This is a genomic window from Devosia sp. YR412, assembly GCF_900110945.1.
Lineage (GTDB): Bacteria > Pseudomonadota > Alphaproteobacteria > Rhizobiales > Devosiaceae > Devosia.
On record NZ_FOFL01000002.1, the window covers coordinates 370,631 to 384,335 of the forward strand.

Here is a 13,705-nt window from a genome sequence, read left to right on the forward strand (position 1 = left end):
CCGGAGAACGCCATGAAGTTCATCACCTTCGTCACCACTACCAATCCAGCCGAGGTCGGCGCGCCACCGCCCGCTCTGATGCAGGCCATCATGCAGCTCGGCATGGAAGCCGGCGCCCGCATGGTCGAGAATGGCGGCATGTCCGACACCGCCACGGTTCGCGTGCGCGGCAAGCAGGTCGTCACCGACGGCCCCTTCGCCGAGAGCAAGGAACTGGTCGGCGGCTATGCCGTCTACGAACTGGCCTCCGAAGCCGAAGCCGTCACCTGGGCCGAACGCTTCGCCGACCTGCACCGCCAGCACTGGCCGGAATGGGAAGGCCAGATCGCCATCCAGCAGCTGCATGTGTTTGAGATGCCGGGCTGACCACCGCAGCCTCTACACCCACGATGTCATCCCGGCCTTGAGCCGGGATGACATCGAGTTTGTGGACGTCTCGGGGTTGTCCAAAAGTCGGAGTCGACAACCCGCAAATCCCGCGCTACATCTCTGCACATGATCAACGTCGCCACCTACTCGTTTTGGTACTTTAGCTATCCGCATCCGGCGGAGGCTACCGCGCGCTTGATCTGATCTTCCAGGATTACGACCAAACCCGAAGCCCACCGCCCGAACATTCGAGGCGGTTTTTTTGTGCCCCTCGACCCCCAAAAAGCTCCCGAGGACACAATGCTCAAATCCACCGACGACCTTCGCATCACCGCCATCAAACCGCTGACCACGCCGATCGAGGTCATGCGCCAGCATCCGCGCACCGATGCCGCCACCAAGACCGTGATCTCCTCCCGCCACGACGTTCACAATATCCTGGCCGGCATCGATGACCGCCTCGTCGTGGTGGTTGGTCCCTGCTCGATCCACGATCCCAAGGCCGCAATGGATTACGCCAAGCGCCTCGTCGCCCTGCGCGAACAGCTTGGTGATCGCCTAGAAATCATCATGCGCGTCTACTTCGAAAAGCCACGCACCACGGTCGGCTGGAAGGGCCTGATCAACGACCCCAATCTCGATGGCAGCTTCGACATCGACACCGGCCTGCACACCGCGCGCGCCCTGCTGCTCGACATCAACAATCTAGGCCTGCCAGCCGCCTGCGAATTCCTCGACATGACGACGCCGCAATACATTGCCGACCTCGTCTCCTGGGCCGCCATTGGCGCCCGCACGACGGAGTCGCAGATCCACCGCGAGCTGGCCTCTGGCCTCTCCTGCCCGGTCGGCTTCAAGAACGGCACCGATGGCAACGTCAAGATCGCCCTCGACGCCGTCGCCTCGGCCAGCCAGCCGCACCATTTCCTCGCCGTCACCAAGGACGGCCGCTCCGCCATCGCCGCCACCACCGGCAATGAGGACTGCCACATCATCCTGCGCGGCGGCAGCAAGGCCACCAACTATGACGCAGCCAGCGTCGATGCCGCTGCCAAGGCTGCCGAAAAGTCGGGCCTGGCACCCAGCATCATGATCGACGCCAGCCACGCCAATTCCTCAAAAAACCCGGAGAACCAGCCGCTGGTCCTCGCCGATATCGGCCATCAGCTCGCCGCCGGCGACAAGCGCATCATCGGCGTCATGGTCGAATCCAACCTCGTGGCCGGCCGCCAGGACCTCGTCGAGGGCCAGGAACTCGTCTACGGCCAGTCCATCACCGACGGCTGCATCGACTGGGCAACCACGGTGACGGCGCTGGAAGCCTTGGCCGAGTCGGTTACCGCGCGCCGGGCCGTGACCAATCAGGCTGTGGCGTAAGAAAGAATACCCCCACCCAACCTCCCCCTGAAAAGGGGGAGGAGCTGATCCAGCTTGCGGCAGCATATTGCCAGAAGCACCGCGCGGATTCCTCCCCCTATCAGGGGGAGGCTAGGTGGGGTTATCCTACAGAAACGCTTCTTCGCCGTTCCTCTTGACCCCTCCCGCCCATTCCTGTTCTGTCCGAGCATGGCCAGAAACCCGCTCACGCTCGTTCCGAACATCATCACCATCGCCCGCATCGCGGCGATTATTCCGATCGTCTGGCTGGTGATGCAGGGTGACCCCACCCTCCGCATCATCGCTTTGGTGATCTATGTCATTGCCGCCGCCAGCGACTGGATCGATGGCTATCTCGCCCGCGCCTGGAACCAGTATTCGCCCTTCGGCCGGATGCTCGACCCGATCGCCGACAAGCTGCTTGTCGGCATCCTCATCGCTGCACTGGCCTGGGATGGCAGCTTCTCCGCCTGGGACATGATCCCCGTCTCGGCCATCCTGTTCCGCGAATTCTTCATTCCCGGCCTGCGCGAATTTCTCGGCCAGACCAAGGTCGTGCTCAAAGTCACCCCGCTCGCCAAGTGGAAGACCACGCTGCAATTGGTCGCCCTCGCCGTGGTCCTGCTCGAACGCCCGGTCCCTGCGCTTGGCCTCGTCAGCGATATCCTGCTCTGGACCGCCGGCATCCTGACCGTCTGGACCGGCTTCCAATATCTGCGCGCCAGCTGGCCCCATCTGGTCGAAGACCCCAAATGAAAGTGCTCTACTTCGCCTGGTTGCGCGAACGCCTCAATCGCGGCGAGGAAGAGGTATCGCCGCCCGCCGAGGTCGCAACCGTGGCCGACCTGATCGACTGGCTCGCCAGCCGCGACGAGGCTTTCGCCCATGCCGTCGAAAAACGCGCGCTGATCAAGGCCGCCGTCGACGCGAGATTGGTGAAACCCGAAGCCTCTATCATCGGCGCAAAAACCGTCGCCCTCTTCCCGCCCATGACTGGTGGCTGAGATGAGTGTCCGCGTCTCAACCGACAGCTTTGACCCAGGCGCCGAAACCAACGCCTTCCTTGCGGCCGGCAATGGCGCCGGCGCTGCCGTGACCTTTACCGGCGTCGTCCGCTCCAAGCCCGACGACCCGATCACCGCCCTCACCCTCGAATGCTATCCCGAGCTCGCCATCAACCAGCTCACAGCAATCGTCGAGCAAGCCAACGCCCGCTTCGGCCTCCTCGCCGCTACGGTGATCCACCGCTACGGCAGGCTCGGCCCTGGCGAGCCCATCGTCCAGGTCATGACCCTCTCCCCCCATCGTGACGCCGCCTTCAAGGGCGCTGAATTCCTCATGGATTACCTCAAGACCGACGCGCCGTTCTGGAAACAGGAGACCGGGCCGAACGGGACGCATTGGGTGGAAGCCAAGGAAGCCGACGACGCGGCAAAGGCACGCTGGGAATAACCCAAACTAAAAAGCCGGACCTTCCGGCCCGGCTTCTTGACTCTCTACTGTAACTTCAACTCACTCGGCCGCAGCACGCTTGGGTTGGACTTCTGCCGAATAGGCATCGATCAGCGTCCGGCAGGCGTCGCCCGGGGTAAACTTGTAGTCCCCGATCACGCTGACCGGCGTCACTTCCGCGGCCGTGCCGGTGAGGAAGCATTCGTCGAACTGGCTCAGCTCTTCCGGCATGATGTGGCGCTCGGTCACCGTGTAACCATTGCGCTTGGCCAGGTCGATCAGCGTCTGACGAGTAATGCCATTGAGGAAGCAATCCGGGGTCGGCGTGGTGATTTCCTTGCCCTTGATGAAGAACACATTCGCGCCCGTGGCTTCCGCCACATAGCCGCGATAATCCAGCATCAGCGCATCGGCATAGCCATTGGCCATGGCCGCGTCTTTCGACAGCGTGCAGATCATGTAGAGACCGGCGGCCTTGGCCGAAGACGGAATGGTGTCGGGAGCTGGACGACGCCACTTGCTCCACTCGAGGCGAATACCCTTGAGCTTTTCCTCGGTCGAGAAATAGCTCGGCCACACCCAGGCGGCGATGGCGACATGCACCTTGTTGTTGCGTGCCGGAACGCTCAGCTCTTCCGACCCGCGCCAGGCGACGGGGCGGAGATAGGCATCGACAAGGCCGTTCTTCTCGAGCACCTGCCGCTTGGCGGTCTCGATTTCGTCAACCGAATAGGGAAATGGCATATCCAGGGTTGCCGCCGAACGGATCAGCCGCTCGGTATGTTCGCGCGACTTGAAGATCTCGCCGCCATAGGCGCGTTCACCTTCAAACACCGAGCTGGCATAATGCAGCCCGTGCGTCAGCACGTGGATCTTGGCATCTTTCCAAGCCTTGAATTCACCATCAAACCAGATCCAGCCTTCACGCTGGTCCATGGGCACGCCGGCCATGATCCTCTCCCGCAATTTCGTTGAGGTGCCGCGATTGCGCGGTCGCCCGATTTGGCGCCGATCATGCCCCAGGCTCAAGGCCTTGGCAAACCACAAAGGCTGAGGGATAAGACATCAACGGCGTCCTGATGGGAACACAATGGCAGCACCCCAAAAAAATGTCAACATAGCTGACATAAATTCTCAGCCACCGGGTGGGGAGTCCCTCCCCCTCGACATTATGGGACTGTTCTTTTTCGCCTACCGCGACTTTACCGGCGACGCCGATGCCATGCTCGAACGCCAGGGTTTCGGCCGCGCCCATCACCGCGTGCTGTATTTCGTCAACCTGCGCCCCGGCATGCCTGTTGCCGACCTGCTCGATATCCTCAAGATCACCAAGCAGAGCCTGGCCCGCGTTTTGCGCCAGCTGATCGACAATGGCTATATCGAGCAAAAGACCGGCCATGCCGACCGCCGCCAGCGCTTGCTGCATGCCACAGACAAGGGTCGTCAGCTATTTGCCACGCTGTCCGCCACCCAAGCCAGCCGAATTACCGACGCCATCGCCGCCCTGCCCCCCGAGTCGCGCAAGGTCGTCACCCGCTTTCTCGTCGGCATGGTCGACCCTGCCGATCGCATGGTGCTGGATCGCTTGAACCTGACCGTCGGCCTCTAGAGACCGACGGTCAGCGCACAATCAGCGGGGAAGGCGAGCAGGTCCTCGTCGACAAGCCACTGCTTGTGCGTTCCCGGAATGCCATCCTGCTCCCAATACAAGTCGGCGCCACTGATGTGGTTCAAGCGGCGCCGATCACTTTTCGGACGGGGCTCAGTTGCTCATCGTCGACCGATGCGCCCAGCCGGTCATGCGCCTCTCGAGCCAGGCCATCAGCGCGTACATGGCGATGCCTTCAACCGCCAGCATCAGCAGCCCAGCAAACACCAGAGGGACGTTGAAGTTCGACTGTGCCGACGCCATCATATTGCCCAGGCCATTGTTGGAGGCCACGGTCTCGCTAACCACCGAGCCGACAAAGGCCAGTGTGATCGACACTTTAAGCGAACCGAAGAAATATGGCATCGAGCGCGGAATGCCGACCTTGAGCATGATATCCATCTTCTTGGCGCCCAGCGCTCGCAGCACATCCTCGGTTTCCGGCTCGATCGTCGCGAGACCCGTCGCCACATTGACCACAATGGGAAAGAACGAGATCAGGAAAGCCGTCAGCACTGCCGGCACCGTCCCAATGCCAAACCAAATCACGAGGATCGGCACCAGCGCCACCTTGGGAATGGCGTTGAAGCCGATCATGATCGGATAAAGCCCGGCATAGATGGTCTTGGACCAGCCGATGAACAGGCCAATCCCCAGTCCCGCAATCACCGCGATGAAAAAGCCCAATACGGTCGTGTAGAGCGTCTGCAGCGAATTCTTCCAGATCGGCGACCAGTACTGAACGATCGCTTCGAAAATCCGGCTCGGCGTTGGCAGGATGGTATGCGGCAGGCCGGAGATGCGCACCCCGATCTCCCAGACCACGAACAGCCCGATGGTGTAGAGCCATGGCGCCAGCCGGATCCAGTTGATCTGGAACGCATCCCGGGGCGGTGGCAGCGTGGAAGCGGCGATAACGCTTTCGACACTGGTCATGCTGCAGCCCTCGCGGTGGCAATTTCGCCCTGCAGCGCCTGCACCATGTCGTTGAACTCCGGCTTGTAGAGAATATCGAGCTGCCGCGGCCGCGCGAATGGCACCACATGCTCGGAAATCACCCGCCCCGGGCGCGCGCTCATCACCACCACCTTGTCGGCCAGAAACACCGATTCCCGCAGGTCATGCGTCACCAGCACGATGGTCACATCCTGGCTGGCATGCAGGTCGCGGATCACGCACCACAGCTCCTCGCGGGTGAAGGCGTCGAGCGCGCCAAACGGCTCGTCCAGCATCAGCAGTTCTGGCTCGTGGATCAGTGCCCGGCAAAGATTGGCGCGCTGCTGCATGCCGCCCGACAATTGCCAGGGAAACTTGTCGCCAAAACCCTTGAGACCCACCGTCTCCAAAAGGGCCTCGGCCTTGGCGACATATTCCTTCTTGTTCGCCCGCAGCCGATGGCGGTGCCGCTCGACGATCTCTAGCGGCAGCAGGATATTTTCCAGCGTCGTCCGCCACGGCAGCATGGTCGGGTTCTGGAACGCCATGCCGACGATGGAAACCGGCTTGGTCACTTCCTGATTGGCGACGATCACCGTGCCGCCCTGCGGAATATGCAGCCCCGTCGTCAGCTTCATCAGCGTGGACTTGCCGCAGCCCGACGGCCCGACAACGGCCACAAACTCCCCGCGCTCGATCTTGAGGTTGAGCCCGCTCACCGCCAGCGTGCCCCCCGGCCCGCCATAGCGCATGTCGACATTTTCGATGGAAACCAGTGGAGACATGATGACCGCCTGCTTCTGAGTGAGACCCGCCCCGGGCAGTTCGCGTTCCCTCAAAGGAATCGCCCGGGGCAGTAGCATCGGGCCCCCTCAGGCCCGGCTGCGCGAGTGCAGGCTAGGGCAGCATGCGCTCTTCGGCCGGCGGCAAATACTGCGCATCGAAGACGTCAGCCGCCGTCACCGCGCCCTTGAGCCCCATGGACACCTTCAGCGTCTCAAGAGAAGCGGTCAGCCGTGCAACATCAACATCGCCAAAGCCATTCTCGATCACATAGGGCGTCTTGATGTTCATCTCATTGGCCATGGTCAGGCGGGCAATCTCGCTGTCGAGATTGAGCGTCTCGTTGCGTGCCAGGACAGCCGCCGCACCGGCCGCCGGATCAGCCACAGCATCAGCAAAGCCTTTGGTCAGTGCCCGCAGGAAGCCCTTTACGGCTTCCGGGTTTTCCTCGGCAAAAGCCTCATTCACCAGGATGGCATTGCCATAGAGATTGAGGCCATGGTCGGCGAAGAGGATGGTCGAGATATCGTCTTCCGGCACGCCATTGGCGATCAGGTTGAGGATCACCGAGAAGGCAAAGCCGAACACGCCGTCCACATCGCCGCTTGCCAGCATCGGCTCGCGCACCGGGAAGCCAATGTTTTCAATGGTGATCGTCGATGCATCGAGGCCCGCGGCCGGAATGAACGCCTGCCATTGCGCAAAGGCCCCATCCGGCGGCGGCGCGCCCAGTTTCTTGCCTTCGAGCGACTTCGGATCGTCGGTAATGCCCAGCGACTTGCGGCCGATGATCGAAAACACCGGCTTCTCATAGACCATCATGATCGACTTGACCGGCTGGGCCGGATCTTCGTCGAGGAACTTGATCAGCGAATTGATGTCGCCAAACCCAAACTGATAGGCACCGGTCGCCACGCGCGGAATCGCTTCCACCGAACCATTACCGGTGTCGATGGTCACATCGAGACCCTCTTCGGCAAAATAGCCCTTGTCCTGCGCCAGCAGAAAGCCGGCTGCCGGACCTTCGAAACGCCAGTCGAGCGTCAGCTTGACGGCAGTCTGGGCAAAGGCCGGCATGCTGGAAAAGCCCGCCAGCGCCAAGGCGGCGATTGTGGATGCGGAAAACAGCCTGCGATTGAGCATATGTGAGGTCCCCGGTTCTGGTTATACCTCAGACAAGCCTACGAATTTCACGCATGCAAGAAAAATCGCCCACAAAGGCGCCACAAAATTACTTTGCATAAATTCTACGCATTCTGCGTTTATTTGGCACAAAAAAGCTCCCGGCGCAGGGCACCGGGAGCTTCGGACGATACTCGTCTTTAGCGGTTAGTAGACGTAGACGATCAGCTGGCTACCCGACTGCTTGACGGCCAGCACGCGGTCGGCACCGTAGCTGGTGCGGCTCAGCGAGGCATTGACCAGCGAGTCAGACTGAACTGCAGAACGCAGGGCCGCGCCGAGGTTCGAGCCACTGAGCTGCGAGGTCAGCCACTGGCGGACGTCGGAGCAGACGGCGATCGGCTGGACCTTGACGCCGGAAGCGCGGCTCCACGAGGAGTCAAAGCGCGTCGACTGCAACAGGCGGGTCACCTGATTGGCCGGCATGCCATCGCAGGCAGCAGCAACACCGCGGCTATTATTGCCATTAATCCCGTTGTTGCCGTTGACGCCATTGTTCCCGTTGTTGGCAGTCACGCCATTGCCATTGTTGCCGTTGCGGCCATTGGTACCGGGGGTCCCAGGTGCACCGGGCGTACCAGGCGTGCTGCCGGGCAGGCCGATGCTGAGGTTGACCAGATTATCGCCGCCAAGACCCACATTGGTCGTCAGCAGATTGCTGCCGCCGCCGACACCGATGTCGGCCGTTGCGGTGCCGCTGAGCACGTCTGCACCAACACCCAGGCCACCATTGTTGTTGCTGACACTGACATCAGCGATCGGAGCCGAGCTACCGCCAAGATTGACGTCGAGAATATTGCCGCCACCGCCGCCGAGACCAACATTGACCAGACCCTGATTTGAAGCAGCGCCAGAGTCAACGTTAAGTACAGAACCAAGACCGTCACCACCCAAGAGGCCCCCAAGCAAGTCTTGGGCGTGTACGGGAATACCCGTAGTGGCAAAAAGGACACCGGCAAGCACTACGGCGATATAAGACTTCATAGCATCTCTCCTCGGACGAGCCCCAATTGGCTGCAATCAAGATACGTCTTCTTCTCAGATATGTTTCAAGACTCAAAGCGAGTCATCAAGACTCGGTTTTTGCGTGATGAATCCTTCATCGATATTTGAATCGAGTCATTTTCACATTTGAAAGGATTTTAAATTGGGGCGCAGCAAGGACTTGAATCGACTTGCAAAACAAAAAGGGCGCGAAACCGAAGTTTCGCGCCCCCACCGGAGACACCACAAAGGAGCGTCAGCCTCTGCAGCCGTCTACCGATCGGATGGCACCCCTGGAGGATTGGGCGCCAAAACCTGTCCGGATCATTTTCATCGTATCCGGTTCGGTCGAATAACGAGGCTAGGGATCAAGGGTTCCCGACGGAGCCGCCGCTATTGTCGCGTACGAGGCCGAACGGCTGTCACCGTGGATATCAAATGCCCGCCAGCCCCCGCCGGAACCTGGGGTCGATGCCATTTGTCCAAACAGCTTCGGACGAAGAAAATCTTTGGTGTCAGACATTACCTTAGCCTTCGGCGGCGTACGGGCGGCCTGACAGCCCAGGCTTCCAACAGCGAAAGTGCACACCGCTCAGTTATTAATCAGCCATGAATATCACTGCCCATAAAAGCAGCAGCACCTGCATGCAGCAGCCGAACATAAGCATTGCTGCACCTGGCAAAAATCCGCCTGACACAAGCTGAATCAATATCTTAGCTGTCATGCCAAAGCACTGGCACGGGCTTTGCAATTTACTCGACGGTGCAAACACACATCTGTCGGAGGTAAACATGACAGTAGTAAACCGCGCAATTGCGGGTCTGGGGCTGGGCGTGGCTATGACTATGGGCGCAATTGCCGTTCCGGCATTCGCTCAGGACGACACGATCAAGGTCGGTGTCCTCCACTCGCTGTCGGGCACGATGGCTATCTCCGAAACGACGCTCAAGGACACCATGCTGTTCCTGATCGACGAGCAGAACAAGAAGGGCGGCCTCCTGGGCAAGCAGCTCGAAGCTGTTGTCGTCGACCCTGCTTCCGACTGGCCGCTGTTTGCTGAAAAGGCCCGCGAGCTGATCGAAGTCAACGGCGTCGCCGCCGTCTTCGGCTGCTGGACCTCCTCCTCGCGCAAGTCGGTGCTGCCGGTGTTTGAAGAGCTCAACTCGATCCTCTTCTACCCTGTGCAGTACGAAGGCGAAGAATCCCAGCGCAACGTGTTCTACACCGGCGCTGCACCGAACCAGCAGGCCATCCCTGCTGTCGACTACCTGATGGAAAACGAAGGTGTCGAACGCTGGGTTCTGGCCGGCACCGACTATGTCTATCCGCAGACCACCAACAAGATCCTTGAGCAATACCTCATGGACAAGGGTGTCGCCAAAGAAGACATCATGATCAACTACACGCCTTTCGGTCATTCCGATTGGCAGACCATCGTCTCCGACATCAAGACTTTCGGCTCGACTGGCAAGAAGACCGCCGTCGTCTCGACGATCAACGGCGACGCCAACGTGCCGTTCTACAAGGAACTCGCCAACCAGGGCATCAAGGCCGAAGACATCCCCGTCGTCGCCTTCTCCGTCGGTGAAGAAGAACTCGCCGGCTTCGACACCACCCCGCTGGTCGGTCACCTCGCTGCCTGGAACTACTTCCAGTCCGTCGATGTCCCTGCCAACGAGGAGTTCATCTCCGCCTGGCAGACCTTCATGAACGATCCGGAAAAGGTCACCAATGACCCGATGGAAGCCACCGTCATCGGCTTCCACCTCTGGGTTGCGGCCGTCGAAAAGGCCGGCACCACCGACACCGACGCCGTGCTCGACGCCATCATCGGCCTCGAAACCCCGAACCTGACTGGCGGCATCGCCAAGATGCTCCCGAACCACCACATCACCAAGCCCGTGCTGATCGGTGAAATCCAGGCCGACGGCCAGTTCGAAGTCGTCTCGGAATCCGATCTCGTCCCCGGCGATGCCTGGTCCGACTTCCTGCCCGAGTCCAAGATGATCGAAGCCGATTGGACGGCGCCGATCTCCTGCGGCAATTACAATACCGAGACCAAGACCTGCGGCGGCGATACCGCCACGCCGTAACCGGCTCTGAACTCCGGACGAAGGCGGTTCGCCGCCTTCGTTCTCCTGCCCGACCAAACGCCGAGGCCAAAGATGAACGCTATTCTGTTCCTCCAGCGCATTGCGCTCTTCCTTGTCCTTACGCTCGGCCTCGCCGTTCCCGCCCAGGCCCAGATCGCCGATGCCGACCTGTTGCCCCTGGTCGATGCCCTGGCGCCCGGCAATTTCAAGGACCGCGAAGGCGCCATCGGCGTGCTCGTCACCACCGGTGACCAGCGCGTCGTCCCGATCCTCGAAGTGCTGCTCGAAGGCGAACTCTATTTCGATGATGCCACCGGCAAGGTGGTCTTCACCTCCGCCCCCTCAGGCAAGGGCACCATATCGGACCCGGTCACCGGCGCCGAACTGCCAACCCTCACTGAAGATGGTCTCGAAAAGGTCAAGGTCAACAACGGCCTTCGCCGCGTCCTGCGCACCGCCATCGGCCAGATGACCCTGCTCAGCGAAGACGCCGGTGTCCGCCGCTTTGCCGCCCAGTCCATCCTGCGCGACGCCGACCCGGCCCAGCTCGAACTGCTCGACAGCGCCATTGCCGCCGAAACCGATGACGACATCCAGCTGATCATGCAGCGCGCCCGCGCCGTCATCATGCTGAAGACCCCCGAAGCCTCGATCGAGGAAAAGACCGCCGCCGTCCCGATTGCCCAGGCCATCGGTGGCCGCGACGCCCTCAATATCCTCACCACCGCTCTGGCCGGTGCCCCCGCCGAACTGCAGCCGACCATCCAGTCGGCCATTGACGGTCTGGCCCGCGATCGTGCTGTCTGGGATGTCGCCCAAAATGTCTGGTTCGGCATCTCGCTCGGCTCGGTGCTGCTACTCGCCGCCATCGGCCTCGCCATCACCTTCGGTGTCATGGGCGTCATCAACATGGCCCACGGCGAAATGGTCATGCTCGGCGCCTATACCACCTTCGTGGTGCAGGAGATCATCCGCCAGAATTTCCCGGGCCTGTTCGATTGGTCCCTGGCCATCGCCCTGCCCTTGGCCTTCCTCGTCACCGGCCTTATCGGCATTGCCATCGAGCGCGGCATCATCCGCTTCCTCTACGGAAGGCCGCTCGAAACCCTGCTCGCCACCTGGGGCCTGTCGCTGATCATCCAGCAGGCCGTGCAACGCATCTTCACGGCCAATATCCGTGAAGTCGGCAATCCGAGCTGGATGTCCGGCTCCTTCGAACTCGGCGGTCTCGCCATCACCTGGAACCGCTTCTACATCGTCATCTTCGCCATCATGGTCTTCCTGACCCTGCTCTGCGTGCTCAAATACACCGCCATTGGCCTGCATATGCGCGCCGTCACCCAGAACCGCCGCATGGCCTCCTCCATGGGCATCCGCACGCCCCTGGTCGATGCCATGACCTTCGGCCTCGGCTCGGGCATTGCCGGCCTCGCCGGCGTGGCGCTCAGCCAGATCGGCAACGTCTCGCCAAACCTCGGCCAGGGCTACATCATCGACAGCTTCATGGTCGTGGTCTTCGGCGGCGTCGGCAATCTCTGGGGCACCCTGGTCGGCGCCCTGACCCTGGGCATCGCCAACAAATTCATCGAGCCCTATGCCGGTGCGGTGCTGGGCAAGATCATTATCCTCGTCCTCATCATCCTGTTCATCCAGCGCCGTCCCCGCGGCCTCTTCGCGCTCAAGGGACGCTCGATCGAAGCATGATTACGCAAGCCCTGTTCCGCGCCCTCGACAAAAAGGCCATTTGGATCGTCGCCATCCTCTTGGCCGTCGCCATCCTGGTTCCCGCCTCAAATCTCTTGCTGCCCACCGGCCACCCGCTGCGCCTGCCCAATTATGTCGTGCCGCTGTTCGGCAAATATCTGACCTATGCCATGCTCGCCTTGGCACTTGATCTGGTCTGGGGCTATTGCGGCATTCTCTCGCTCGGCCACGGCGCCTTCTTTGCCATCGGTGGCTATGCCATGGGCATGTATCTGATGCGCCAGATCGGCACCCGCGGCGTCTATGCCAATCCCATCCTGCCCGACTTCATGGTCTTCCTGAACTGGAAGGAACTGCCCTGGTACTGGTATGGCATGGACAATTTCTGGATCGCCATGATCGCCGTGGTCGTGGTCCCTGGCCTCCTCGCCTTCGTCTTCGGCTTCCTCGCCTTCCGCAGCCGCGTCACCGGCGTCTATCTCTCGATCATCACCCAGGCCATGACCTATGCCCTGCTGCTGGCCTTCTTCCGCAACGACATGGGCTTTGGCGGCAATAACGGCCTGACGGACTTCAAGGATATCCTTGGCCAGTCGATCTCTGCCCCCGGCACCCGCGCCAGCCTCTTCGCCGCCTCGGCCATTGCCTTGGCTCTGGCCGTTCTAGCCTGCTCCATGGTGGTCAATTCAAAGCTCGGCAAGGTCATGGTCGCGGTGCGCGATGCCGAAAGCCGCACCCGCTTCATCGGCTACCGCGTCGAATATGTGAAACTCTTTGCCTTCGTCGTCTCAGCCATCATCGCCGGCATTGCCGGCGCGCTCTATGTGCCGCAGGTCGGCATCATCAACCCGTCCGAATTCGATCCGGCCAATTCCATCGAGGTCGTCATCTGGACCGCCGTCGGCGGCCGCGGCACCATCATCGGGCCGATCATCGGCGGTATCCTGGTCAATGTCGGCAAAAGCTACTTCACCGGCGCCTTCCCCGAATATTGGCTGTTTGCCCTCGGCGCCCTCTTCGTCGTAACAACGCTGTTCCTGCCCAAGGGCATCGTCGGCCTGATCGGCCAGTATCGCGCCGCCACCACCAAGCGCGAGCAGCATGATCGCGGCGACCCGACGCCGAAGCAGGTCGAGGCCGGCGTCGATCCCCAACCCAATCCGGCGGAGTAGAGCC

Annotated in this window: 15 protein-coding genes; 9 read left to right on the forward strand and 6 right to left on the reverse strand. The window is 61.2% G+C overall.

The genetic code is table 11. The features are described 5' to 3' along the window. Positions 1–12 precede the first annotated feature (12 nt). The 5 genes from BM045_RS08070 (at position 13) to BM045_RS08090 (ending at position 3,198) form a co-directional block, all read left to right on the forward strand. Entirely contained in the window at positions 13–366 is a 354-nt protein-coding gene (locus tag BM045_RS08070; protein ID WP_092181957.1) for a YciI family protein, read from the forward strand. Positions 367–669: 303 nt separating this feature from the next. Beyond that, positions 670–1,746, forward strand: coding sequence for a 3-deoxy-7-phosphoheptulonate synthase (locus BM045_RS08075; RefSeq protein WP_092181960.1), 1,077 nt, complete (start codon positions 670–672; stop codon positions 1,744–1,746). 189 nt (positions 1,747–1,935) lie between these two features. After that, positions 1,936–2,502 carry a CDP-diacylglycerol--glycerol-3-phosphate 3-phosphatidyltransferase gene (pgsA, locus tag BM045_RS08080; protein WP_092181962.1) on the forward strand — a complete coding sequence of 189 codons (567 nt, stop codon included), beginning with the start codon at positions 1,936–1,938 and terminating at the stop codon, positions 2,500–2,502. After that, a complete protein-coding gene (moaD, locus tag BM045_RS08085) occupies positions 2,499–2,750 on the forward strand; it encodes a molybdopterin converting factor subunit 1 (protein WP_092181965.1) in 252 nt (83 codons plus the stop codon). The genes pgsA and moaD overlap by 4 nt, the downstream gene beginning before the upstream one ends. Continuing rightward, on the forward strand, positions 2,740–3,198 hold the full coding sequence (locus BM045_RS08090) for a molybdenum cofactor biosynthesis protein MoaE (protein ID WP_092181968.1): 459 nt from the start codon (positions 2,740–2,742) through the stop codon (positions 3,196–3,198). The genes moaD and BM045_RS08090 overlap by 11 nt, the downstream gene beginning before the upstream one ends. 60 nt (positions 3,199–3,258) lie before the next feature. On the opposite strand, the gene BM045_RS08095 is transcribed toward BM045_RS08090, so the two are convergent. After that, positions 3,259–4,149, reverse strand: a complete 891-nt coding sequence (locus tag BM045_RS08095; RefSeq protein ID WP_092181971.1) for a branched-chain amino acid aminotransferase — start codon at positions 4,147–4,149, stop codon at positions 3,259–3,261. Between the two features lie 220 nt (positions 4,150–4,369). Here BM045_RS08095 and BM045_RS08100 point away from each other — a divergent pair, with 220 nt between their 5' ends. Continuing rightward, positions 4,370–4,807, forward strand: a complete 438-nt coding sequence (locus BM045_RS08100; RefSeq protein ID WP_092181974.1) for a MarR family winged helix-turn-helix transcriptional regulator — start codon at positions 4,370–4,372, stop codon at positions 4,805–4,807. Here BM045_RS08100 and BM045_RS19305 read toward each other — a convergent pair. The 5 genes from BM045_RS19305 to BM045_RS08120 all read right to left on the reverse strand — a co-directional run bounded on the left by BM045_RS19305 (position 4,804) and on the right by BM045_RS08120 (position 8,731). Beyond that, positions 4,804–4,932 (reverse strand): hypothetical protein, encoded by a 129-nt coding sequence (locus BM045_RS19305; protein ID WP_280139451.1) that lies wholly within the window; start codon positions 4,930–4,932, stop codon positions 4,804–4,806. The two genes, BM045_RS08100 and BM045_RS19305, sit on opposite strands and share 4 nt — an antisense overlap. A gap of 28 nt (positions 4,933–4,960) precedes the next feature. Continuing rightward, entirely contained in the window at positions 4,961–5,782 is an 822-nt protein-coding gene (locus BM045_RS08105; RefSeq protein WP_092181977.1) for an ABC transporter permease, read from the reverse strand. Next, positions 5,779–6,567 carry an ABC transporter ATP-binding protein gene (locus tag BM045_RS08110; protein WP_170848437.1) on the reverse strand — a complete coding sequence of 263 codons (789 nt, stop codon included), beginning with the start codon at positions 6,565–6,567 and terminating at the stop codon, positions 5,779–5,781. Before BM045_RS08110 ends, BM045_RS08105 begins: the two co-directional genes overlap by 4 nt. A 112-nt stretch (positions 6,568–6,679) precedes the next feature. After that, complete coding sequence (locus BM045_RS08115) at positions 6,680–7,708, reverse strand: ABC transporter substrate-binding protein (RefSeq protein WP_092181980.1); 1,029 nt, start codon at positions 7,706–7,708, stop codon at positions 6,680–6,682. Positions 7,709–7,894: 186 nt separating this feature from the next. Further along, positions 7,895–8,731, reverse strand: coding sequence for a hypothetical protein (locus BM045_RS08120; RefSeq protein ID WP_139198756.1), 837 nt, complete (start codon positions 8,729–8,731; stop codon positions 7,895–7,897). Between the two features lie 840 nt (positions 8,732–9,571). On the opposite strand from BM045_RS08120, the gene urtA reads away from it, so the two are divergent. The 3 genes from urtA (at position 9,572) to urtC (ending at position 13,701) form a co-directional block, all read left to right on the forward strand. After that, positions 9,572–10,825, forward strand: coding sequence for an urea ABC transporter substrate-binding protein (gene urtA, locus BM045_RS08125; RefSeq protein ID WP_092181985.1), 1,254 nt, complete (start codon positions 9,572–9,574; stop codon positions 10,823–10,825). A gap of 72 nt (positions 10,826–10,897) precedes the next feature. After that, complete coding sequence (urtB, locus tag BM045_RS08130) at positions 10,898–12,529, forward strand: urea ABC transporter permease subunit UrtB (protein WP_092181988.1); 1,632 nt, start codon at positions 10,898–10,900, stop codon at positions 12,527–12,529. Beyond that, positions 12,526–13,701, forward strand: coding sequence for an urea ABC transporter permease subunit UrtC (urtC, locus tag BM045_RS08135; protein WP_092181991.1), 1,176 nt, complete (start codon positions 12,526–12,528; stop codon positions 13,699–13,701). Before urtB ends, urtC begins: the two co-directional genes overlap by 4 nt. Positions 13,702–13,705: the final 4 nt, after the last annotated feature.

Coding starts and splice junctions, on each gene's coding strand:
- BM045_RS08120 (WP_139198756.1), bottom strand. CDS start 8,731: ATGAAGTCTTATATCGCCGTAGTGCTTGCCGGTGTCCTTTTTGCCACT.
- BM045_RS08075 (WP_092181960.1), top strand. CDS start 670: ATGCTCAAATCCACCGACGACCTTCGCATCACCGCCATCAAACCGCTG.
- BM045_RS08070 (WP_092181957.1), top strand. CDS start 13: ATGAAGTTCATCACCTTCGTCACCACTACCAATCCAGCCGAGGTCGGC.
- pgsA (WP_092181962.1), top strand. CDS start 1,936: ATGGCCAGAAACCCGCTCACGCTCGTTCCGAACATCATCACCATCGCC.
- moaD (WP_092181965.1), top strand. CDS start 2,499: ATGAAAGTGCTCTACTTCGCCTGGTTGCGCGAACGCCTCAATCGCGGC.
- BM045_RS08105 (WP_092181977.1), bottom strand. CDS start 5,782: ATGACCAGTGTCGAAAGCGTTATCGCCGCTTCCACGCTGCCACCGCCC.
- BM045_RS08115 (WP_092181980.1), bottom strand. CDS start 7,708: ATGCTCAATCGCAGGCTGTTTTCCGCATCCACAATCGCCGCCTTGGCG.
- BM045_RS08100 (WP_092181974.1), top strand. CDS start 4,370: ATGGGACTGTTCTTTTTCGCCTACCGCGACTTTACCGGCGACGCCGAT.
- urtB (WP_092181988.1), top strand. CDS start 10,898: ATGAACGCTATTCTGTTCCTCCAGCGCATTGCGCTCTTCCTTGTCCTT.
- urtA (WP_092181985.1), top strand. CDS start 9,572: ATGACTATGGGCGCAATTGCCGTTCCGGCATTCGCTCAGGACGACACG.
- urtC (WP_092181991.1), top strand. CDS start 12,526: ATGATTACGCAAGCCCTGTTCCGCGCCCTCGACAAAAAGGCCATTTGG.
- BM045_RS08095 (WP_092181971.1), bottom strand. CDS start 4,149: ATGGCCGGCGTGCCCATGGACCAGCGTGAAGGCTGGATCTGGTTTGAT.
- BM045_RS08110 (WP_170848437.1), bottom strand. CDS start 6,567: ATGTCTCCACTGGTTTCCATCGAAAATGTCGACATGCGCTATGGCGGG.